Origin of the sequence: Pseudomonas sp. Gutcm_11s, assembly GCF_028649395.1 — a bacterium.
In the GTDB taxonomy this organism is placed as follows: domain Bacteria; phylum Pseudomonadota; class Gammaproteobacteria; order Pseudomonadales; family Pseudomonadaceae; genus Aquipseudomonas.
In genome coordinates, this window is record NZ_JAQSUW010000016.1 from 68,639 (window position 1) to 83,642 (window position 15,004).

The 15,004-nt window shown below is 68.5% G+C and carries 10 protein-coding genes and 1 riboswitch; of the genes, 3 read left to right on the forward strand and 7 right to left on the reverse strand.

Annotated elements, in window-relative coordinates:
- Nucleotides 1-63: 63 nt before the first annotated feature.
- Nucleotides 64-276, reverse strand: a riboswitch (cobalamin riboswitch).
- A gap of 86 nt (nt 277-362) precedes the next feature.
- A complete protein-coding gene (locus tag PTT45_RS16610) occupies nt 363-2,579 on the reverse strand; it encodes a methyl-accepting chemotaxis protein (protein WP_273814733.1) in 2,217 nt (738 codons plus the stop codon).
- A 90-nt stretch (nt 2,580-2,669) separates the two neighbouring features.
- A complete protein-coding gene (dxs, locus tag PTT45_RS16615) occupies nt 2,670-4,571 on the reverse strand; it encodes a 1-deoxy-D-xylulose-5-phosphate synthase (protein WP_273814735.1) in 1,902 nt (633 codons plus the stop codon).
- Between the two features lie 228 nt (nt 4,572-4,799).
- Between dxs and PTT45_RS16620 the strand changes: the two genes are divergently transcribed.
- Together PTT45_RS16620 and PTT45_RS16625 are read left to right on the forward strand one after the other, a co-directional pair.
- Complete coding sequence (locus tag PTT45_RS16620; RefSeq protein ID WP_273814737.1) at nt 4,800-6,527, forward strand: VWA domain-containing protein; 1,728 nt, start codon at nt 4,800-4,802, stop codon at nt 6,525-6,527.
- A 2-nt stretch (nt 6,528-6,529) separates the two neighbouring features.
- The gene (locus PTT45_RS16625) at nt 6,530-7,627 is read left to right on the forward strand and encodes a polysaccharide deacetylase family protein (protein WP_273814738.1); all 1,098 of its coding nucleotides are present in this window, start codon (nt 6,530-6,532) and stop codon (nt 7,625-7,627) included.
- A gap of 6 nt (nt 7,628-7,633) precedes the next feature.
- Here PTT45_RS16625 and PTT45_RS16630 read toward each other — a convergent pair whose 3' ends face one another.
- Both PTT45_RS16630 and PTT45_RS16635 read right to left on the reverse strand, forming a co-directional pair.
- Complete coding sequence (locus PTT45_RS16630; RefSeq protein ID WP_273814740.1) at nt 7,634-8,584, reverse strand: alpha/beta fold hydrolase; 951 nt, start codon at nt 8,582-8,584, stop codon at nt 7,634-7,636.
- An 11-nt stretch (nt 8,585-8,595) separates the two neighbouring features.
- The gene (locus PTT45_RS16635; RefSeq protein WP_273814741.1) at nt 8,596-11,868 is read right to left on the reverse strand and encodes an acetyl-CoA carboxylase family protein; all 3,273 of its coding nucleotides are present in this window, start codon (nt 11,866-11,868) and stop codon (nt 8,596-8,598) included.
- Nucleotides 11,869-12,057: 189 nt separating this feature from the next.
- Between PTT45_RS16635 and PTT45_RS16640 the strand changes: the two genes are divergently transcribed.
- Nucleotides 12,058-12,960 (forward strand): phosphatase PAP2 family protein, encoded by a 903-nt coding sequence (locus PTT45_RS16640; RefSeq protein WP_273814742.1) that lies wholly within the window; start codon nt 12,058-12,060, stop codon nt 12,958-12,960.
- A gap of 16 nt (nt 12,961-12,976) precedes the next feature.
- Here PTT45_RS16640 and ispA read toward each other — a convergent pair whose 3' ends face one another.
- The 3 genes from ispA to PTT45_RS16655 form a co-directional block, all read right to left on the reverse strand.
- On the reverse strand, nt 12,977-13,864 hold the full coding sequence (gene ispA, locus PTT45_RS16645) for a (2E,6E)-farnesyl diphosphate synthase (RefSeq protein ID WP_273814743.1): 888 nt from the start codon (nt 13,862-13,864) through the stop codon (nt 12,977-12,979).
- Nucleotides 13,861-14,103, reverse strand: a complete 243-nt coding sequence (locus tag PTT45_RS16650; protein ID WP_043310375.1) for an exodeoxyribonuclease VII small subunit — start codon at nt 14,101-14,103, stop codon at nt 13,861-13,863. The genes ispA and PTT45_RS16650 overlap by 4 nt, the downstream gene beginning before the upstream one ends.
- A gap of 73 nt (nt 14,104-14,176) precedes the next feature.
- The gene (locus tag PTT45_RS16655) at nt 14,177-14,884 is read right to left on the reverse strand and encodes a PqiC family protein (RefSeq protein ID WP_273814745.1); all 708 of its coding nucleotides are present in this window, start codon (nt 14,882-14,884) and stop codon (nt 14,177-14,179) included.
- Nucleotides 14,885-15,004: the final 120 nt, after the last annotated feature.

Here is a 15,004-nt window from a genome sequence, read left to right on the forward strand (position 1 = left end):
CGAACTTCGAGGAGGGCGGGACAGGCGCACGGCGGCGCCTGACGGTGCGGCCCTCCGCAACACCAGTCGAAATCCGTCAGGGCCGGTCTCCGGGCTCTCGACGCCGATCCGCTCGCCTTCCCGGGATGACCCAGTGGCTTCGAGCGGACCTGCAGCCCTGGGGCTGCGGTCGATTACCGTTGCGGGGGCAGCGCCGGGATTGCTCGTGAGAGCGCACCGGCTTCCCGTTTCACGCCACTTCATATCGAGCGGCGCACCTTGGCGGAATAGAAAAACGCCGCGCACCTTAGTGCACGGCGTGATGAACCTCAAGCAAGTTTAGTCGCAGTGAGCGTGAGTTTCGCTCATGTACGACGGGCGGATCAGACCACGGCCGAGTGCCGGCGGGGCTGGCCGGGCGCAGTGCTCGTGCGCTCGCCGCCTTCCTGGCTGCTAAGCCGGCTGGCGGTCTTGTGCAGGTCGAGCACCAGCTGCGCCAGTGCCTGGGCCGCCTGGCGGGTCTCGGCGGCGCTCTGGCTGCTGCGTTCGGCGGCGCCGGTGATGGCCTGGGCCTGGTCGGTCACTGCCTGTACCTGGCTCAGTTGCTGCTGCATCGACTGGCTGATCTGGCCGAGGCGGCCCTGCATGGCCTCGACTTCGCCCTGGATGCGCTGCAGCGCGGCGTTGGCCTCGTGCGAGCGCGTCACACCGCGCTCGGCGGCGTCCTGGCAGGCCTGCATCACGGCCATGGCCTCCAGCGTCTGTTGGCGCACGCCGCCGAGGGTGCTGGCGATCTCCTGGGTCGACTGCGCGGTGCGCTGCGCCAGGTTGCGCACCTCGTCGGCGACCACGGCGAAGCCGCGCCCGCTCTCGCCGGCCCGCGCCGCCTCGATGGCAGCATTGAGGGCGAGGAGGTTGGTCTGGTCGGCGATGGCGCGGATCGATTCGGTGATGTGCTGGATCTCCTCGGTCTGCCGGTTCAGCGCCTGCAGGGCCTGGCTCGACTGTTCGATGCGCGCGGCCAACTGGCCCACGTCCTCGGCGTTCTGGCGCACCGCGTCGCTGCCCTGGCGGCTCATCTCCAAGGCCTGGCGCGAGGCGCTCTCGCTGTCGAGGATGTGTTCGGTGGCCTGGCCGATGCTGCGGTTGACCTCGATCATCGCGCGCGCCGTGGACACCGCCGCGGCCTGGCCCTGGCTGGCGCACTGCGAGGCGTTGCCGGCGGTGCGGCCGAGGGTGTCCGAGGTCTGCTGCAGGGCCTCGCCGGCACCGACGATGCCCTGCATGGTGTGGTCCATCTTGTCGACGAAGCTGTTGATCCAGCCTGCCAGGGCGCCGGCCTCGTCGCTGCCGAAACGCTCGACACCGAGGCGGCTGCTCAGCGGCGCGCCGCATTCGGCGGTCTCCAGGAAGAAGTCCGACAGCGCCTGCAGCTTGCGCGCCCGCGGGCGCAGGCTGAAGGCCCAGAAGGCGCCGAGCAGCAGGCCGGCGGCGGCGAAGGTGATGGCGCCGGCCTGGTGCGGCAGCTGGGCGTCGAGAATCATCTGCAGGCCGCCGAGGGCACACAGGCCGAGCAGCAGCTGGCGGCTCAGCGAGTAGCTGAGGCTGCGCCGGCGGTAGACCTCTTCCAGGTCGCCCTCGCACATCATGCCCCAGGTGTCCGGCGAACCGGGCAGACGCAGGGTCAGGCCGGCGCCGATCACCGGCACGTGGCGGTAGTCCGGGTAGCCGGGGTAGAGCGCGAACATATTGCGGCCGTTGCGGATGGTCTCGCGCACACCGGGGTGCAGCTGGCCGGTGGCCGGCGCGGTGAAGCGCAGCTCGAACTCGGTGTGCTTTTGCACACGAATGGTGCCGAACGGGGTGCGAATGCCCTGTTTCAGGTTGTCGCCGCCGCTGAAGGTGGCGTCCTCGAAGCGTGAGCGAGACAGGGCGGTGCCGGGGGCGATGGCCGGGTCGTAGGCGCTCTGCACCATGAACAGGTAGTTGTCGCCGGAGTCGCGGTAGACATGACCGGCCTCGCGCTGGATCAGGTCGCTGAGTACGTCGTTGGGGATGCGTGCGCACAGGCAGCCGACCACCTGGCCGGCGTGGCGCAGCGGCTGGTGGAACATCAGGGTGACGGCGTCGTGGAATTGTGAGGTGGTGGCGCCCAGCTGCAAGGTCAGCTCGTCCAGGTAAGGGCCGCGCAGGAAGGGGGCCTTGAGCCCGGCGGCAACCGCTTCCGGATCATGCCGCTGGCCGCTGCGTGGCGCGTGGCTGGAGGCGAGGATGCGGCCGTCGGCGGCCACTACGAACAGCTCGGAGACCTCCGGCATGTGTGCCCGTGCTTGCTCCAGCGCTTCGCTCGGCAGGTTCGGCCAACCCTGGCCGAGGCCGTTGCCGATCAGCTCCAGCGCCTGCCAGTGCTGCTGGGCCCAGCCGATCAGCAGGTCGACGCGGGTCTGCGCTAGGCCGGCGAAGGTCTTCTCGACCTGGGCGGCCTGGCCGCGGTTGAGCAGCCATGACCAGCGCATGGCCAGTTTGCCGGTCCTGCCGAACCAGGGCAGCCAGCGGCGCTCGGCGCCATGGAAATCCATTCGATGACTGAGCAGTGGCATGCAAGAAAGCTCCCTGCCGCCCGCAGGCGGCCCTGTTCCTTATGATTATTCGGAACGAAGATGCAAGAAGCGGGCCGGTGCGGGGGAGGTTCAGGCGTCGAGCAGTGCGAGGCGTTTGCGGATGGCGGATTCGATGCCGGCCTGGTCCAGGCCGCATTCGGCGAGCATCTGCGCCGGCTTGGCGTGCTCGACGTAATAGTCGGGCAGGCCCAGGTGCAGCAGCGGCTTGAGCAGGTTCTCGGCGGCGAGGAACTCGCTCACCGCGCTGCCCGCACCGCCCATCACGGCGTTTTCCTCGAGGGTCACCAGCAGCTCGTGGCTGGCGGCCAGCTCGCGCAGCAGGGCCTCGTCGATAGGTTTGACGAAGCGCATGTCGACCACGGTGGCATCCAGGGCTTCGCCGACCTTGAGGGCCTCGCTCAGCTGCACGCCGAAGGCCAGGATGGCGGTGCGCTTGCCTTGGCGGCGGACCACGGCCTTGCCGATCTCGACCGGTTCCAGAACGGGATCGATGGTCGCGTTGGGGCCGCTACCGCGCGGGTAGCGCACGGCCGCCGGGCCCTGGAAGTGATAGCCGGTGGTGAGCAGCAGACGCAGTTCGTTCTCGTCGCTGGGCGTGGCGATCAGCATGCCGGGGATGCAGCGCAGGTAGGAGATATCGAAGCTGCCGGCGTGGGTCGGACCGTCTTCGCCGACCAGGCCGGCACGGTCGATGGCGAACAGCACGTCGAGGTGCTGCACGGCCACGTCGTGGATCAACTGATCGTAGGCGCGCTGCAGGAAGGTGGAGTAGATCGCCACCACCGGCTTGGCGCCGTCGCAGGCCATGCCGGCGGCCAGGGTCACCGCGTGCTGCTCGGCGATGGCCACGTCGAAGTAGCGCTCGGGGAATTTGTCGGCGAAGGCCACCAGGTCGGAGCCTTCCTTCATCGCCGGGGTGATGCCGACCAGGCGCTGGTCTTCGGCAGCCATGTCGCACAGCCACTGGCCGAACACCGCGGAATACTTGGGCCCGGAAGCCCTCTTCGGTTCTTCGCTGGGCGCCGTCTTGATCGGCTCCAGCTTGGTGATGGCGTGGTAGCCGATCGGGTCGACCTCGGCCGGGGCGAAGCCCTTGCCCTTCTTGGTCACCACGTGGAGGAACTGCGGGCCGTCGAGGTCGCGCATGTTGCGCAGGGTGGCGATCAGGGTCGGCAGGTCGTGGCCGTCGATGGGGCCGACGTAGTTCCAGCCCAGCTCCTCGAACAGGGTGCCGGGCACCAGCATGCCCTTGGCGTGCTCCTCGACCTTGCGCGCGATCTCCCACGCGCCCGGCAGGCGCGAGAGGATCTTCTTGCTGCCTTCGCGCATGCTCGAATAGGTGCGGCTGGAGATGATCTTGGCCAGGTAGTTGGACAGGCCGCCGACGTTCTTGGAGATCGACATGTCGTTGTCGTTGAGCACGACGAGCATGTTGGCCTTGACGTCGGACGCATGGTTGAGCGCCTCGAAGGCCATGCCGGCGGTCAGCGCGCCGTCGCCGATCACCGCCACGCTCTTGCGGCGCGAGCCCTGCATCCGGGCGGCGATGGCCATGCCCAGTGCGGCGCTGATGCTGGTGCTGGAGTGGCCGACGCCGAAGGTGTCGTACTCGCTCTCGCTACGACGCGGGAAGGCGGCCAGGCCGTCCTTCTGGCGCAGGCTGCCCATGCGCTCGCGACGGCCGGTGAGGATCTTGTGCGGGTAGGCCTGGTGGCCAACGTCCCACACCAGACGATCGTCCGGGGTGTCGAAGATGTAGTGCAGGGCGATGGTCAGCTCGACCACGCCGAGGCCGGCGCCGAAGTGCCCGCCGGTCTGGCCGACGCTGTACAGCAGGTACTGGCGCAGCTCGTCGGCAAGGGTCTCCAGCTCGCTCTCGGCCAGACGGCGCAGGCCCTCTGGGGTATCGGCGCTGTCGAGCAGAGGCGTGGCGGGACGCTCGCGAGGGATCTCGTGGAAGGTGGTCGGCATCAGGCGATCGTTATAGGCATACAAAAGATGCGGCAGTTTACCCGAAGCACCGGAAACAGCCCAAACTCGCCGTCGCATATCTGTCGCTGGGACTTGCTTGGCAGTTTCGCAATGCATGCTCCGAGAACCATACGACTTTGCTTGCCAGCTATGGGGGCATGCCCCAAGAATTGCCCGCTACTGCCCAAGCCATGGGCATTCAAGGATCTTTTTCGACAAGGAGTCGTCATGTCCCTGCGCTCTGCAGCTGCGTCTGCATTTGCTTTCTGCCTGCTCACCACTGGCGTTCAGGCCTCCAACAAGGCCGAAGTGCTGGTCCAGCCCGTCGCCAGCCGTTTCCCGGTCGTCAGTGTGGATATCAACGTTCGAGATGCCAAGACCGGTGCCCCCGTTACGGGCCTGAGCGCCGCAGACTTTGCGGTGTTCGAGGACCTCAAGTCCGCCGATATTCTTAATCTGGAAAGCGTGGCGCCGAGCGCGGCGGACCAGCGCGGAGTGGACTTCGTGTTTGTCTTCGACGACACCGGCAGTATGTCCGAAGAGATCGAGGGGCTGATCCAGCGTACCCTGGAGTTCGCCAATATCGTCCAGGGCTCGGGTTTCGACTATCGCTTCGCGCTGGTTTCGTTCGGCGACGAGCTGAACAGCAAGGTCGATTTCACCCGTTCGGCCGAGGAGTTCAAAAAGTCGGTTGCCGCGCTAGTAGCAAATGGGGGCGGTGACGAGCCCGAGAACGCCCTGGATGCGTTGCGTTATGCGGCGACTTCGTTCAGCCACGATGCCGATCGACGCAAGGTGTTCGTGCTGATTACCGATGCCCCCTTCCATAGCGCCGACGAGGTGACTGCACTGACCGCGAACGATGTGCTGGGTGACTTGGCCAAGCTCGATGCGGTGCTCAATGTGGTCGGCCCCAATCTGGATGAATATCGTTGGCTGGCCGACAGCCGCTCCGGCAGCTTCTACGACAAGGACTCGGGGCAGTTCAAACGCATCATCGAGCAGATCGCCGGCGGCTCCGCGAGCAACTACCGGTTGACGCTGCGTACCAGCCGCCCGGACTTCGACAACACCTGGCGGGCTCTGGATGTGCAGGTCAAAGGCGCCACCGAAGGCAGCGGCGTGTCTCAGTACCAGGCCTCCAGTTGGGTCAGTGCGTCGTCGCGTGCCGATGCTGGTCGCGGCATCGACAGCCGCTTCGCGCCTCACAACCTGATCGACGGCAACCCGGCCAGTGTCTGGGCCGAAGGCGTGTCCGGCAGCGGTGTCGGTGAGTGGGCAGCCCTCAACTTCGCCACGCCGCTGACCGCGGACAGTTTTGCCTTGACCCTGCCAGAGACGGGGGCTCCGCAGAGGGTCGCGGTGCTGATCAATGGCGAGGCCAAGCGTTTCTACGACATCAGCCCCAGCGGGAAGCGCCAGGTGTTCAAGCTGCCGGTAGCGGTGCAGGTCTCGCGTTTCCAGGTTGTACTGGAGGCTGCCGACACTGGTGACAATGGCCTGGCCGAGATCGAGCTGTACAACGCCGATAAGCTGGTCGAGCCGATTGCCAGGGCGCATGACATCCGCCGTACCGCCAAGCTGGCGTTGGAGCAGAATCGGCAGGGCGAGCAGCTCTACCACGCCAAGAAGTACGACGATGCGGTGTTCTATTACCGCGAGGCGCTGAAGAACGATCCGACCTATGCCCAGGCGTACAGCAACCTGGGGCTGGCGTTCCAGCGGCAGAACGAGCTGGCCGACGCGGTGTGGGCCAATCGCCAGGCCATCGCCTTGGCGCGTGGCGATTCGCGGGCGACGGTGCTGGCCAGCTCCTACTACAACATCGCGCGCATCTTCGAGACGCAGAACCAGTACGAGCAGGCGCTGCAGAATTTCATCTGGGCCAAGAGCAACAAGGAAAACCAGGTCTACGACAAGGCCATCGTGCGTATGCACGAGCGGCTGGGGCGCTGACCTTGGGCGCCTCGAGAGGCCTGCTGGCGCTGTTCTGCCTGGCCCTGACGCCCGGTACCTGGGCGGCCGGGCCCGAGCGCGTCGCCAGCTATGATCGCGATCTCTGGCCCGAACCCATCGACAGCCCTGAGCGCTTCGACAGGGCCTCGCGCCAGGAAATTCTGACGTTCACCCGGGTGCTGCAGCGCACGCCGCTGGGCGATGCCGATGAGCTTATCCACTTTACCGGGGTGAAGACGCCGAACCTGGCCTCGGTGCGGCTCTGGCTGGCGCAGAGCCGACAGCGGCTGTTGGCCAACTACAAGGCGGCCGGTGGCGCAGCAGACAGCTGGGACGCCCTGCTGGCGGACGCGCAGGAACCTGTCGCCGACGCGCGCTGGCAGGCTGCAGCAGAGGGTTTCCATGCCACCTACCTGTATGAGCAGGTGCGTCTGGCCGCGCTGTTTCCCGCGATCACCAGCGAGATTGCGCGGCTGGATGAGAGCGAGCTGACTGGCGATGAGCTGCCGGACCGGCACTTTGCGCTGAGCTTCGATGACGGCCCTTCGGCCAGCCAGGAAACGGAGCAGTTGCGGCAGTGGCTGCAGGGCGAGGGGATCGCGGCATTCTTCTTCGTACTGGGGGAGAATCTGGAGCGACGTCTGAAGACCCAGACGGTACAGAGCCTCACTGCGCTGTATGCGGGGCAGTGCCTGGCGTCCCATGGCTATCGCCATGTGGCTCACCAGAAACTGAGCAGCTGGCAGGACTCGCTGGAGCGCACGCGCCAGCTGATCGAGAACGTGCAACCGGCAGGACCGGCCACAAGCATGTGGTTCCGACCGCCCTATGGGCAGCGCAATGCGGAACTGGTGGCCTACCTGAAGGCGCAAGATGGACAGGTTGTACTATGGAATATCGACTCCCAGGACTGGAATGCCAGGCTGCAGCCGGAGGCGATGCAGGATCGACTGATGACTCTGATGCTGCTGTGGCGCAAGGGCATGCTTCTGTTCCACGACATTCACCCCAAGGCGCGCCAGGTGCTGCCCGAATTGCAGCGCTTCGTTCGCGCTGGCGGGCTGACGCTGGAGCGCTGTCAGGCTCTGGTAGGGGCCTGACGGCGTTCAGTCCGCGGCGTAGTGGCGGGCCAGGAATTCCAGCAGCAGCGCGTTGATCCGCGGGCCGTCCTCGCTCTGCAGCCAGTGCCCGCAACCGGGCAGCAGATGCTGCTCCAGGCGGGGCACCTTGGCGGCCATGCGCTTGAGCGTGGGCGCCTCGAAGCGCCCGACCGGGTCGCGCTCGCCGAGCAGGAACAGGCTCGGCTGCTCCACCTGCAGCTCGCCCAGCGGTTCGGTGCGCTGCCAGCTGCGCTCGAAGTTGCGGTACCAGTTCAGCGCGCCATGGAAGCCGCGGCCGGCGAAGGTCCGTTCGTACACGGCGAACAGCTCGGGCGGGCACCAGGCCGGCAGCGGCAGGTCGCTGAGGTCGTCGAACAGCTTGGCGTCGGCTGGCTTGTCACCGAGCAGGGCACCCTCCAGGCCGCCGAGCAGCAGGCGCAGGCTGCGGCCGATGTCGGCGTCCAGCTCGGCCTCGGCCACGCCCGGCTGCTGGAAGTAGAGGATGTAGTGGAAACGCCCGGCGTAGGCCTCGCGCATCATCTCGATGGCCGGGCGCTTGGGCCGCCCGCCGAAGGGCACCGACAGCGCACCGAGCGCCTGTACCCGAGCCGGCTCCAGCAGGGCCAGGTGCCAGGCTACCGGCGCGCCCCAGTCGTGGCCGACCACGGCGACGTCGGTCTGGCCGAGGGCATCCATGGCGCCCTGGATATCACCGCACAGAGTGATCAGGTCATAGGCCGCAGGGTCGCTCGGCGCGCTGCTCTGCCCGTAGCCGCGCATCTCCGGGGCAAACACCCGGTAGCCGGCGGCGGCCAGCGCCTCGATCTGCGGATGCCAGGCGTACCAGCACTCGGGGAAGCCGTGCAGCAGCCACACCGGTTTGCCGTTTTCCGGGCCGGCGCTGTAGAGGCTGAGGTCGATGCCGTTGACTGCCAGCAGCTGATGTTCGATGTGCATGGACATGCTCCTTACCAGGTGTCGACGAAGGGCCGTTTCTTGCCCTCACGTACAGGCGGCAGCGGCGCTGCGTTGAGGCCGCGCAGCAGCCAGGCGCGGCTTTCGGCCGGATCAATCACTGCGTCTATTTCGAGATAACTGGCCATATTCAGGGCCTTGCCGTTGGCGTAGGCCTTGCCCACCAGCTTGTCGAACAGCGCCTGGCGCGCCTCGTCGCTCTCCTGCGCTGCCAGTTCCTTGGCAAAGCCCAGGCGCACCGCGCCCTCCAGGCCCATGGCGCCGAATTCGCCACTGGGCCAGGCGGCAGTGAACAGCGGCGAGTGGAAACTACCGGCGGCCATGGCCTGGGCGCCGAGGCCGTAGCCCTTGCGCAGCACCAGGGTGAAGAAGGGCACGGACAGGCTGGCCGCGGTGACGAACATGCGCGACACATGGCGCACCGTGCCCTGCTGCTCGGCCTGCGGGCCGACCATGAAGCCGGGGGTGTCGCACAGCGAGACGATGGGCAGGTCATGGGCCTCGCACAGCTGCATGAAGCGCGCGGCCTTGTCGCCGGCCAGCGCATCGATGGCGCCGCCCAGGTGAGCCGGGTTGTTGGCGATCAGGCCGTACGGCCTGCCTTCGATGCGAATGAAGGCGGTGACCAGGCCGGGGGCGAACTGGCGGCGCAGCTCCAGCACGCTGTCCGCGTCGGCCAGGGTGGCGATGACCTGGCGGATGTCGTAGACGCGCAGGCGGTTCTCCGGGATCAGGTGGCGCAGCTCGCGCTGGTCGGCGCAATGCCAGTCGCTCTGGCGGCCCTGGAAGTACGACAGGTACTGCTTGGCCACCCGTACCGCTTCGGCCTCGTCCTCCACCAGCACGTCGATCACCCCGTTGGGCCCCTGCACGCTGGTGGGGCCGACTTCCTCGGGCTTGTAGCTGCCCAGGCCGCCACCCTCGATCATCGCCGGGCCGGCCATGCCGATGCTGGCGTTGCGGGTGGCGATGATCACGTCGCAGCAGCCGAGCAGCGCGGCGTTGCCGGCGAAGCAGCGGCCGGAGACCACGCCCACGGTCGGTACCAGGCCGGACAGCTTGGCCATGCCGACGAAGGTGTGGCAGTCCAGGCCGGCCACGCCGACGAAGTCGGTATCGCCCGGCCGCCCGCCACCGCCCTCGGCGAACAGCACCACGGGCAGGCGCCACTGTTCGGCCAGGGCCAGCATGCGGTCGGTCTTCTTGTGGTTCATCACGCCCTGGGTGCCGGCGAACACCGTGTAGTCGTAAGCGATGGCCATGCAGCGTGCGGCCTGCTCGCCGAACTGCGCGGCGCCGACCGTGCCGATACCGGCCACCAGGCCGTCGGCCGGGCTCAGCTCCAGCAGTTCCTCGGCGGATCTCCGGCGGCGCTGGGCGGCCAGGGCCATGGCGCCGTACTCGATGAAGCTACCCTCATCCAGCAAGTCCGCCAGATTTTCACGAACAGTGCGTTGTCCGGTCTTGCGCCGTTTGGCCACCGCCTCGGGACGGTGCGCGTCGGTCAGGCGCGCGTGGCGCTCCAGCACTTCGGCGAGGTCGGCGCGGATATGTTCGAGGTCTCGGCTCTCCTCGCTGTCGCCACCGGCCCCGGCCACCTCGGCCGGCTCGAGGAACAGCAGGGCCTGGCCCTCGGCCAGGGCGTCGCCGGGCGTGACGGCCAGGGCGCGGACGATGCCGCCGCACTCGGCGCGCACCTCGAATTCCATCTTCATCGCCTCCAGCACGGCGACCACCTGCCCGGCGGCCACGGCATCGCCCTCGGCCACCTGCTGGGCGACCAGCACGCCGCTGCTCGGCGCGCTCAGGGCAATGGTGCCGGGCGGGGCGTCGACGCCGCGCTGCGCTGCCTGCTCGGCCACGCCGCTGCCGACGAAGTAGTGGTGCGGATGCGCCGCGCCGTGGGCGGCGAGCAGTTCGCCCAGGTGGCGTTCGACGAAGCGGGTGTCGACCTGATTGTTGGTCACTTCCTCGCGCTGCAGCAGGTTCTGCAGCAGGTGCAGGTTGCTCGCCACGCCTTCCAGGCGCACTTCGCACAGGGCGCGGTAGGCGCGGCGCAGGGTGCTCGGGTAGTCGGGCGCGGTAGCGATCAGCTTGGCCAGCAGCGAGTCGTAGGCCGGGCTCACCGGGTAGCCGGCGTAGCCATGGCCGTCGACGCGCACGCCGGGGCCGGCGGGCGGCTGGTAGGCGCTCAGCACGCCGGCGGCCGGGCGCGCGCTGCCATCGGCCAGCAGGGTTTCCAGGTTCAGGCGCAGCTGCACGGCGCTGCCCTTCGGCGCCGGCGGGGCGCTCAGGCCGAGCTCGGCCAGGCTGGCGCCGGCGCTCAGGCGCAGCTGGGTGTTCAGCAGGTCGACGCCGGTCACCTGCTCGGTGACGGTGTGCTCGACCTGTACCCGGGGGTTGGCCTCCATGAAGTAGAAGCGGCCGGGGTTGTCCAGGTCGAGGAGGAACTCGAAGGTGCCGATGCCGCGATAGCCGACCTCGCCGGCCAGGCGCAGGGCACAGGCGATGATCGCCTCGCGGCTGGCGGCGTCCAGGTCAGGGCTGGGGGCGATCTCCACCAGTTTCTGGTTGCGCCGCTGCAGACTGCAATCGCGTTCCCACAGGTGGCTGACCCTGTGGCCGTCGCCGAGCACCTGTACCTCGATATGGCGGGCGCGCTGCACCAGCTTCTCGACGTACAGCGCGCCATTGCCGAAGGCCGCCTGCGCCTCGGACTGGCAGCGTGCGTAGGCCTCGGCCAGCTCGCCAGCCGTGCCGACCGCGCGCATGCCGCGCCCGCCGCCGCCGGCCAGCGCCTTGAGCATCACCGAGCCCTGTTCGGCCTGGAATGCCTGCGTCTCGGCGAGGTCGACCGCGCGGTTGAGTCCCGGCACCAGCGGCACCGCGCAGCGCTCGGCCAGCGCCCTGGCGGCGGCCTTGTCGCCGAACAGTTCGAGGGTATCCGGCGCCGGGCCGACGAAGGTCAGGCCGGCGGCCTGGCAGCGGCGGGCGAACTCGGCGTTCTCGGCGAGGAAGCCGTAGCCGGGGTGCACTGCCGTGCAGCCCTGCTCGCAGGCGATGGCGATCAGCTGATCCATGTCCAGGTAGGCCGGCACGCCTCGGCCCTTGAGCGGCACGGCGAGGTCGGCCTTGCGCGTGTGCAGGCAGGCCGCGTCGTCCTCGGCGTAGACGGCGACCGAGCGGATGCCGAGGTCGGCGCAGGCCTGGGCGATGCGGATGGCGATCTCGCCGCGGTTGGCGATCAGCAGGGAGGAAAAGGGCATGGCCGGCGAGCTCCGCTCGGGTTCTGGGATGCGAGCATCTTAGGCAGCGGCTGGCGTTCGCTGCAGCCAACTGTGCCGCGACGAATACCCATCACTCAGGGTGGTGAATCTATTTGTCCGAATCGGCCCTTGTCGGCGCCGGCGGTGGGCGCTATCTGTGGCGTTTCGCTTATCGCTGCAAGGATTGCCATGAACGAGTTGCTGCATAGCCTGGACTGGGTGCTGCCATTGCGCAGCGACGGGCTGACCCCGCTGATGCGCTTCTTCACCCTGCTTGGCTACGAGAAGTTCATCCTGTTCTTCCTGCCGCTGGGTTACTGGGCCTGGAACCGCGGGGTGTTCCTGCGCCTGCTGGTGCTGGTGGCGGTTACCGCGCTGCTCAACGCCTGGCTCAAGGACTTCTGGCAGGACCCGCGGCCGGACATCGCCCTGCGCATGGACCACGAGGTGGGCGACAGCTTCGGCCTGCCCAGCGGCCATGCGCAGATCGCCGTGGTCATCTGGTTCTGGCTGGCCTGGGAGCTGCGCCGAACCTGGGCCTGGCTGGTCAGCGGGGTGGTGGTGGCTGGGATCATCTTCAGCCGCCTCTATCTCGGCGCCCACGATGTCGAGGACGTGCTCGGCGGCTCGCTGCTGGGCATCGCCACGCTGCTGCTGTTCGAACGGGTGCGGCGCTGGGATGGCTGGCGCGAGACCGGCGAGGCCTGGCTGCAGGGTTTGATCCTGCTGGTGTTCCTCGCTGCCTGGCTGAGCTGGCCGGGGCGCCAGGCGCCGAGTTATGTGCCGCTGCTGGCGGGGATGATGTGCGGCGTGCTGGCCGGCTACCGGCGCCTGCGCTTCTCGGCCGAGGTGGCGCTGTGGAAACGCCTGGCGGCGGCGACGCTCGGGGCGGTCGCCTTCATCCTGCTGCAGAAACTGCTGAAACTGGCTGGGGCTGCGTGGCCCTGGGAGCCGCAGCTGTGGCAAGGCCTGCGTGGCCTGGCGATGGGGCTGTTCGTGGCCTGGCTGATGCCGTGGCTGCTGGTGCGCCTGGGGTTGCTGAAGGCGCTGCGGCGGGAAGATCCGGCTGCGCCGGTAGGCGCAGTCGCCTGAGGCAGGCGAACGGCGCTTAGCTGCGCCGTTCGACGATGTAGCGGGCCAGCTCGCGCAGCGGCTCGGCGCTCTCGCCGAAGCTGCGCAGGGCGTGCAGCGCCTGGTCGCGCAGCTCCAGGGCGTAGTCCTTGGCCTGTTCCAGGCCGAGCAGGGCAGGGTAGGTCGGCTTGTGGTTGGCCTCGTCCTTGCCCTGGGTCTTGCCCAGGGTGGCGGTGTCGCTCTCCACGTCGAGGATGTCGTCCTGCACCTGGAAGGCCAGGCCGATGGCGCGGGCATACTGCTGCAGCGAGCGCAGGCTGGCGTCATCGGCGTTGCCGCTGGCCAGGGCGCCGAGGTGCACGCTGGCCTCGATCAGCGCACCGGTCTTGTGCCGGTGCATGGTCTCCAGCGCCGCCTGGTCGAGGCGACGGCCGACCGACTCGAGGTCGATGGCCTGGCCGCCGACCATGCCGGCCGGGCCGGCGGCGCGGGCCAGGCCAAGGACCATGGCCAGACGCAGGTTGGCGTCCTCGGGATTGCGCCGGGCATCGGCCAGGGCGGCGAAGGCCAGGCTCTGCAGGCCGTCGCCAGCGAGGATGGCGCAGGCCTCGTCGTAGGCGATGTGGGTGGTCGGCTGGCCGCGACGCAGGTCGTCGTCGTCCATGGCCGGCAGGTCGTCATGCACCAGCGAGTAGGCGTGGATCAGCTCCACCGCACAGGCGGCGCCGTCTGCGCGGTCGAGGTTGCCGTCCAGCGCCTCGCAGGCGGCGTACACCAGCAGCGGGCGTACGCGCTTGCCACCGTTGACCACGCTGTAGCGCATGGCCTGGTACAGGCGCGCCAGCTCGCTACGCGGGGCGTCGAAGAGTTCTTCCAGGGAGGCGTCGACACGCGCCTGGCAGCGCTGCTGGTAGGCGCCGATCATGCCTGCTGGTCCGCGTCGAAGGGCACTTCTTCCAGTTCACCGTCGCGCTCGAGCAGCTGCTGCACCTTCTGCTCGGCCTGGGCCAGGGCGGCCTGGCAGTCGCGGGTCAGGCGGATGCCCTGTTCGAAGGCGCCCAGCGAGTCTTCCAGCGACAGCTCGCCGCTCTCCAGGCGCTCGACCAGGCTTTGCAGCTCGGCGAGGGAGGTTTCGAAGTCGACGGCGGCTTTCTTGCGGGCCATGGGGCAGGTCTCGGCGGGAAAAAAGGAACGGGCGCGACACTAGCAGAGCGGCGCGCCACGGGGCAAACGGGGGTCAGAAGCGCAGGACTTCGCCGTTGCTACGGGTCGGAGCCACCAGCGGGATGCGTGGTTGCTGCTCGGCCTTGGGCTTGGTCGGCTTGGCCGGGACGGCCGGTTTCGGCGCCTCGGCGATCGGCTGGTTGCGCAGCGGCTCGATGGCCTCGGCCAGGCGCTGGGCCAGCTGGCGCAGCAGGCGGCTCTGGGCCTGGACCTGATCGGCGGTGGTGCCGCTGTGGGCCTCTTCCAGGCGCAGCAGCTGGCTGTCACGCAGCTGGCCGCCCTTGTCGAGCAGGCGCCACTGGGCTTCCAGCACCGCCGGGTGGGACGGGCCGGAGTCCAGGCGGATGATGTTCAGCAGCACCTGCACGTCGGGTTTGAAGTCGGCGGTGGTGGGCGCCAGCACGGTGCGCTGGCTATCCAGGCGCCAGGCCAGTTGGCGCAGCAGCAGCTGGTCGATGTCGGCGGCCAGGCTGCCGGCCCAGCGGGCGTCGTCGGCGGCCAGCAGGGTGCCGTCGTTCTGGCGTTGCAGCAGGGTTTCGCGTTGCAGGTAGTCGGCCACCGAGACGGGGCCGAGCAGCACGGCCAGGCCCTGGGTCTGCTTGGGAATCTGGGCGTTGCCGTTGTCCAGCTGATACAGCGGTACCGGCTGATGCACCGTGCAACCGACCAGGCCGAGGAGGCCGGTCAGCAGCAATACGGAGGGGAGGCGCAGCAGTCTCATCGTTTCACCTGAGGGCCGCGCTGGCGGCCGCAATCGTACGTCAAGGCCGCACATGATCCGCCAAAGCGGCCGCGGACTCCAGCCCGCGGCGCTCTACGGCATGCCTTTGCGCTGCGCTTG

Bases quoted from the DNA above. Each gene is read 5' to 3' on its own strand.
- PTT45_RS16640 (WP_273814742.1), top strand. From the start codon at position 12,058: ATGAACGAGTTGCTGCATAGCCTGGACTGGGTGCTGCCATTGCGCAGC.
- dxs (WP_273814735.1), bottom strand. From the start codon at position 4,571: ATGCCGACCACCTTCCACGAGATCCCTCGCGAGCGTCCCGCCACGCCT.
- PTT45_RS16620 (WP_273814737.1), top strand. From the start codon at position 4,800: ATGTCCCTGCGCTCTGCAGCTGCGTCTGCATTTGCTTTCTGCCTGCTC.
- PTT45_RS16650 (WP_043310375.1), bottom strand. From the start codon at position 14,103: ATGGCCCGCAAGAAAGCCGCCGTCGACTTCGAAACCTCCCTCGCCGAG.
- PTT45_RS16610 (WP_273814733.1), bottom strand. From the start codon at position 2,579: ATGCCACTGCTCAGTCATCGAATGGATTTCCATGGCGCCGAGCGCCGC.
- PTT45_RS16630 (WP_273814740.1), bottom strand. From the start codon at position 8,584: ATGCACATCGAACATCAGCTGCTGGCAGTCAACGGCATCGACCTCAGC.
- PTT45_RS16655 (WP_273814745.1), bottom strand. From the start codon at position 14,884: ATGAGACTGCTGCGCCTCCCCTCCGTATTGCTGCTGACCGGCCTCCTC.
- ispA (WP_273814743.1), bottom strand. From the start codon at position 13,864: ATGATCGGCGCCTACCAGCAGCGCTGCCAGGCGCGTGTCGACGCCTCC.
- PTT45_RS16635 (WP_273814741.1), bottom strand. From the start codon at position 11,868: ATGCCCTTTTCCTCCCTGCTGATCGCCAACCGCGGCGAGATCGCCATC.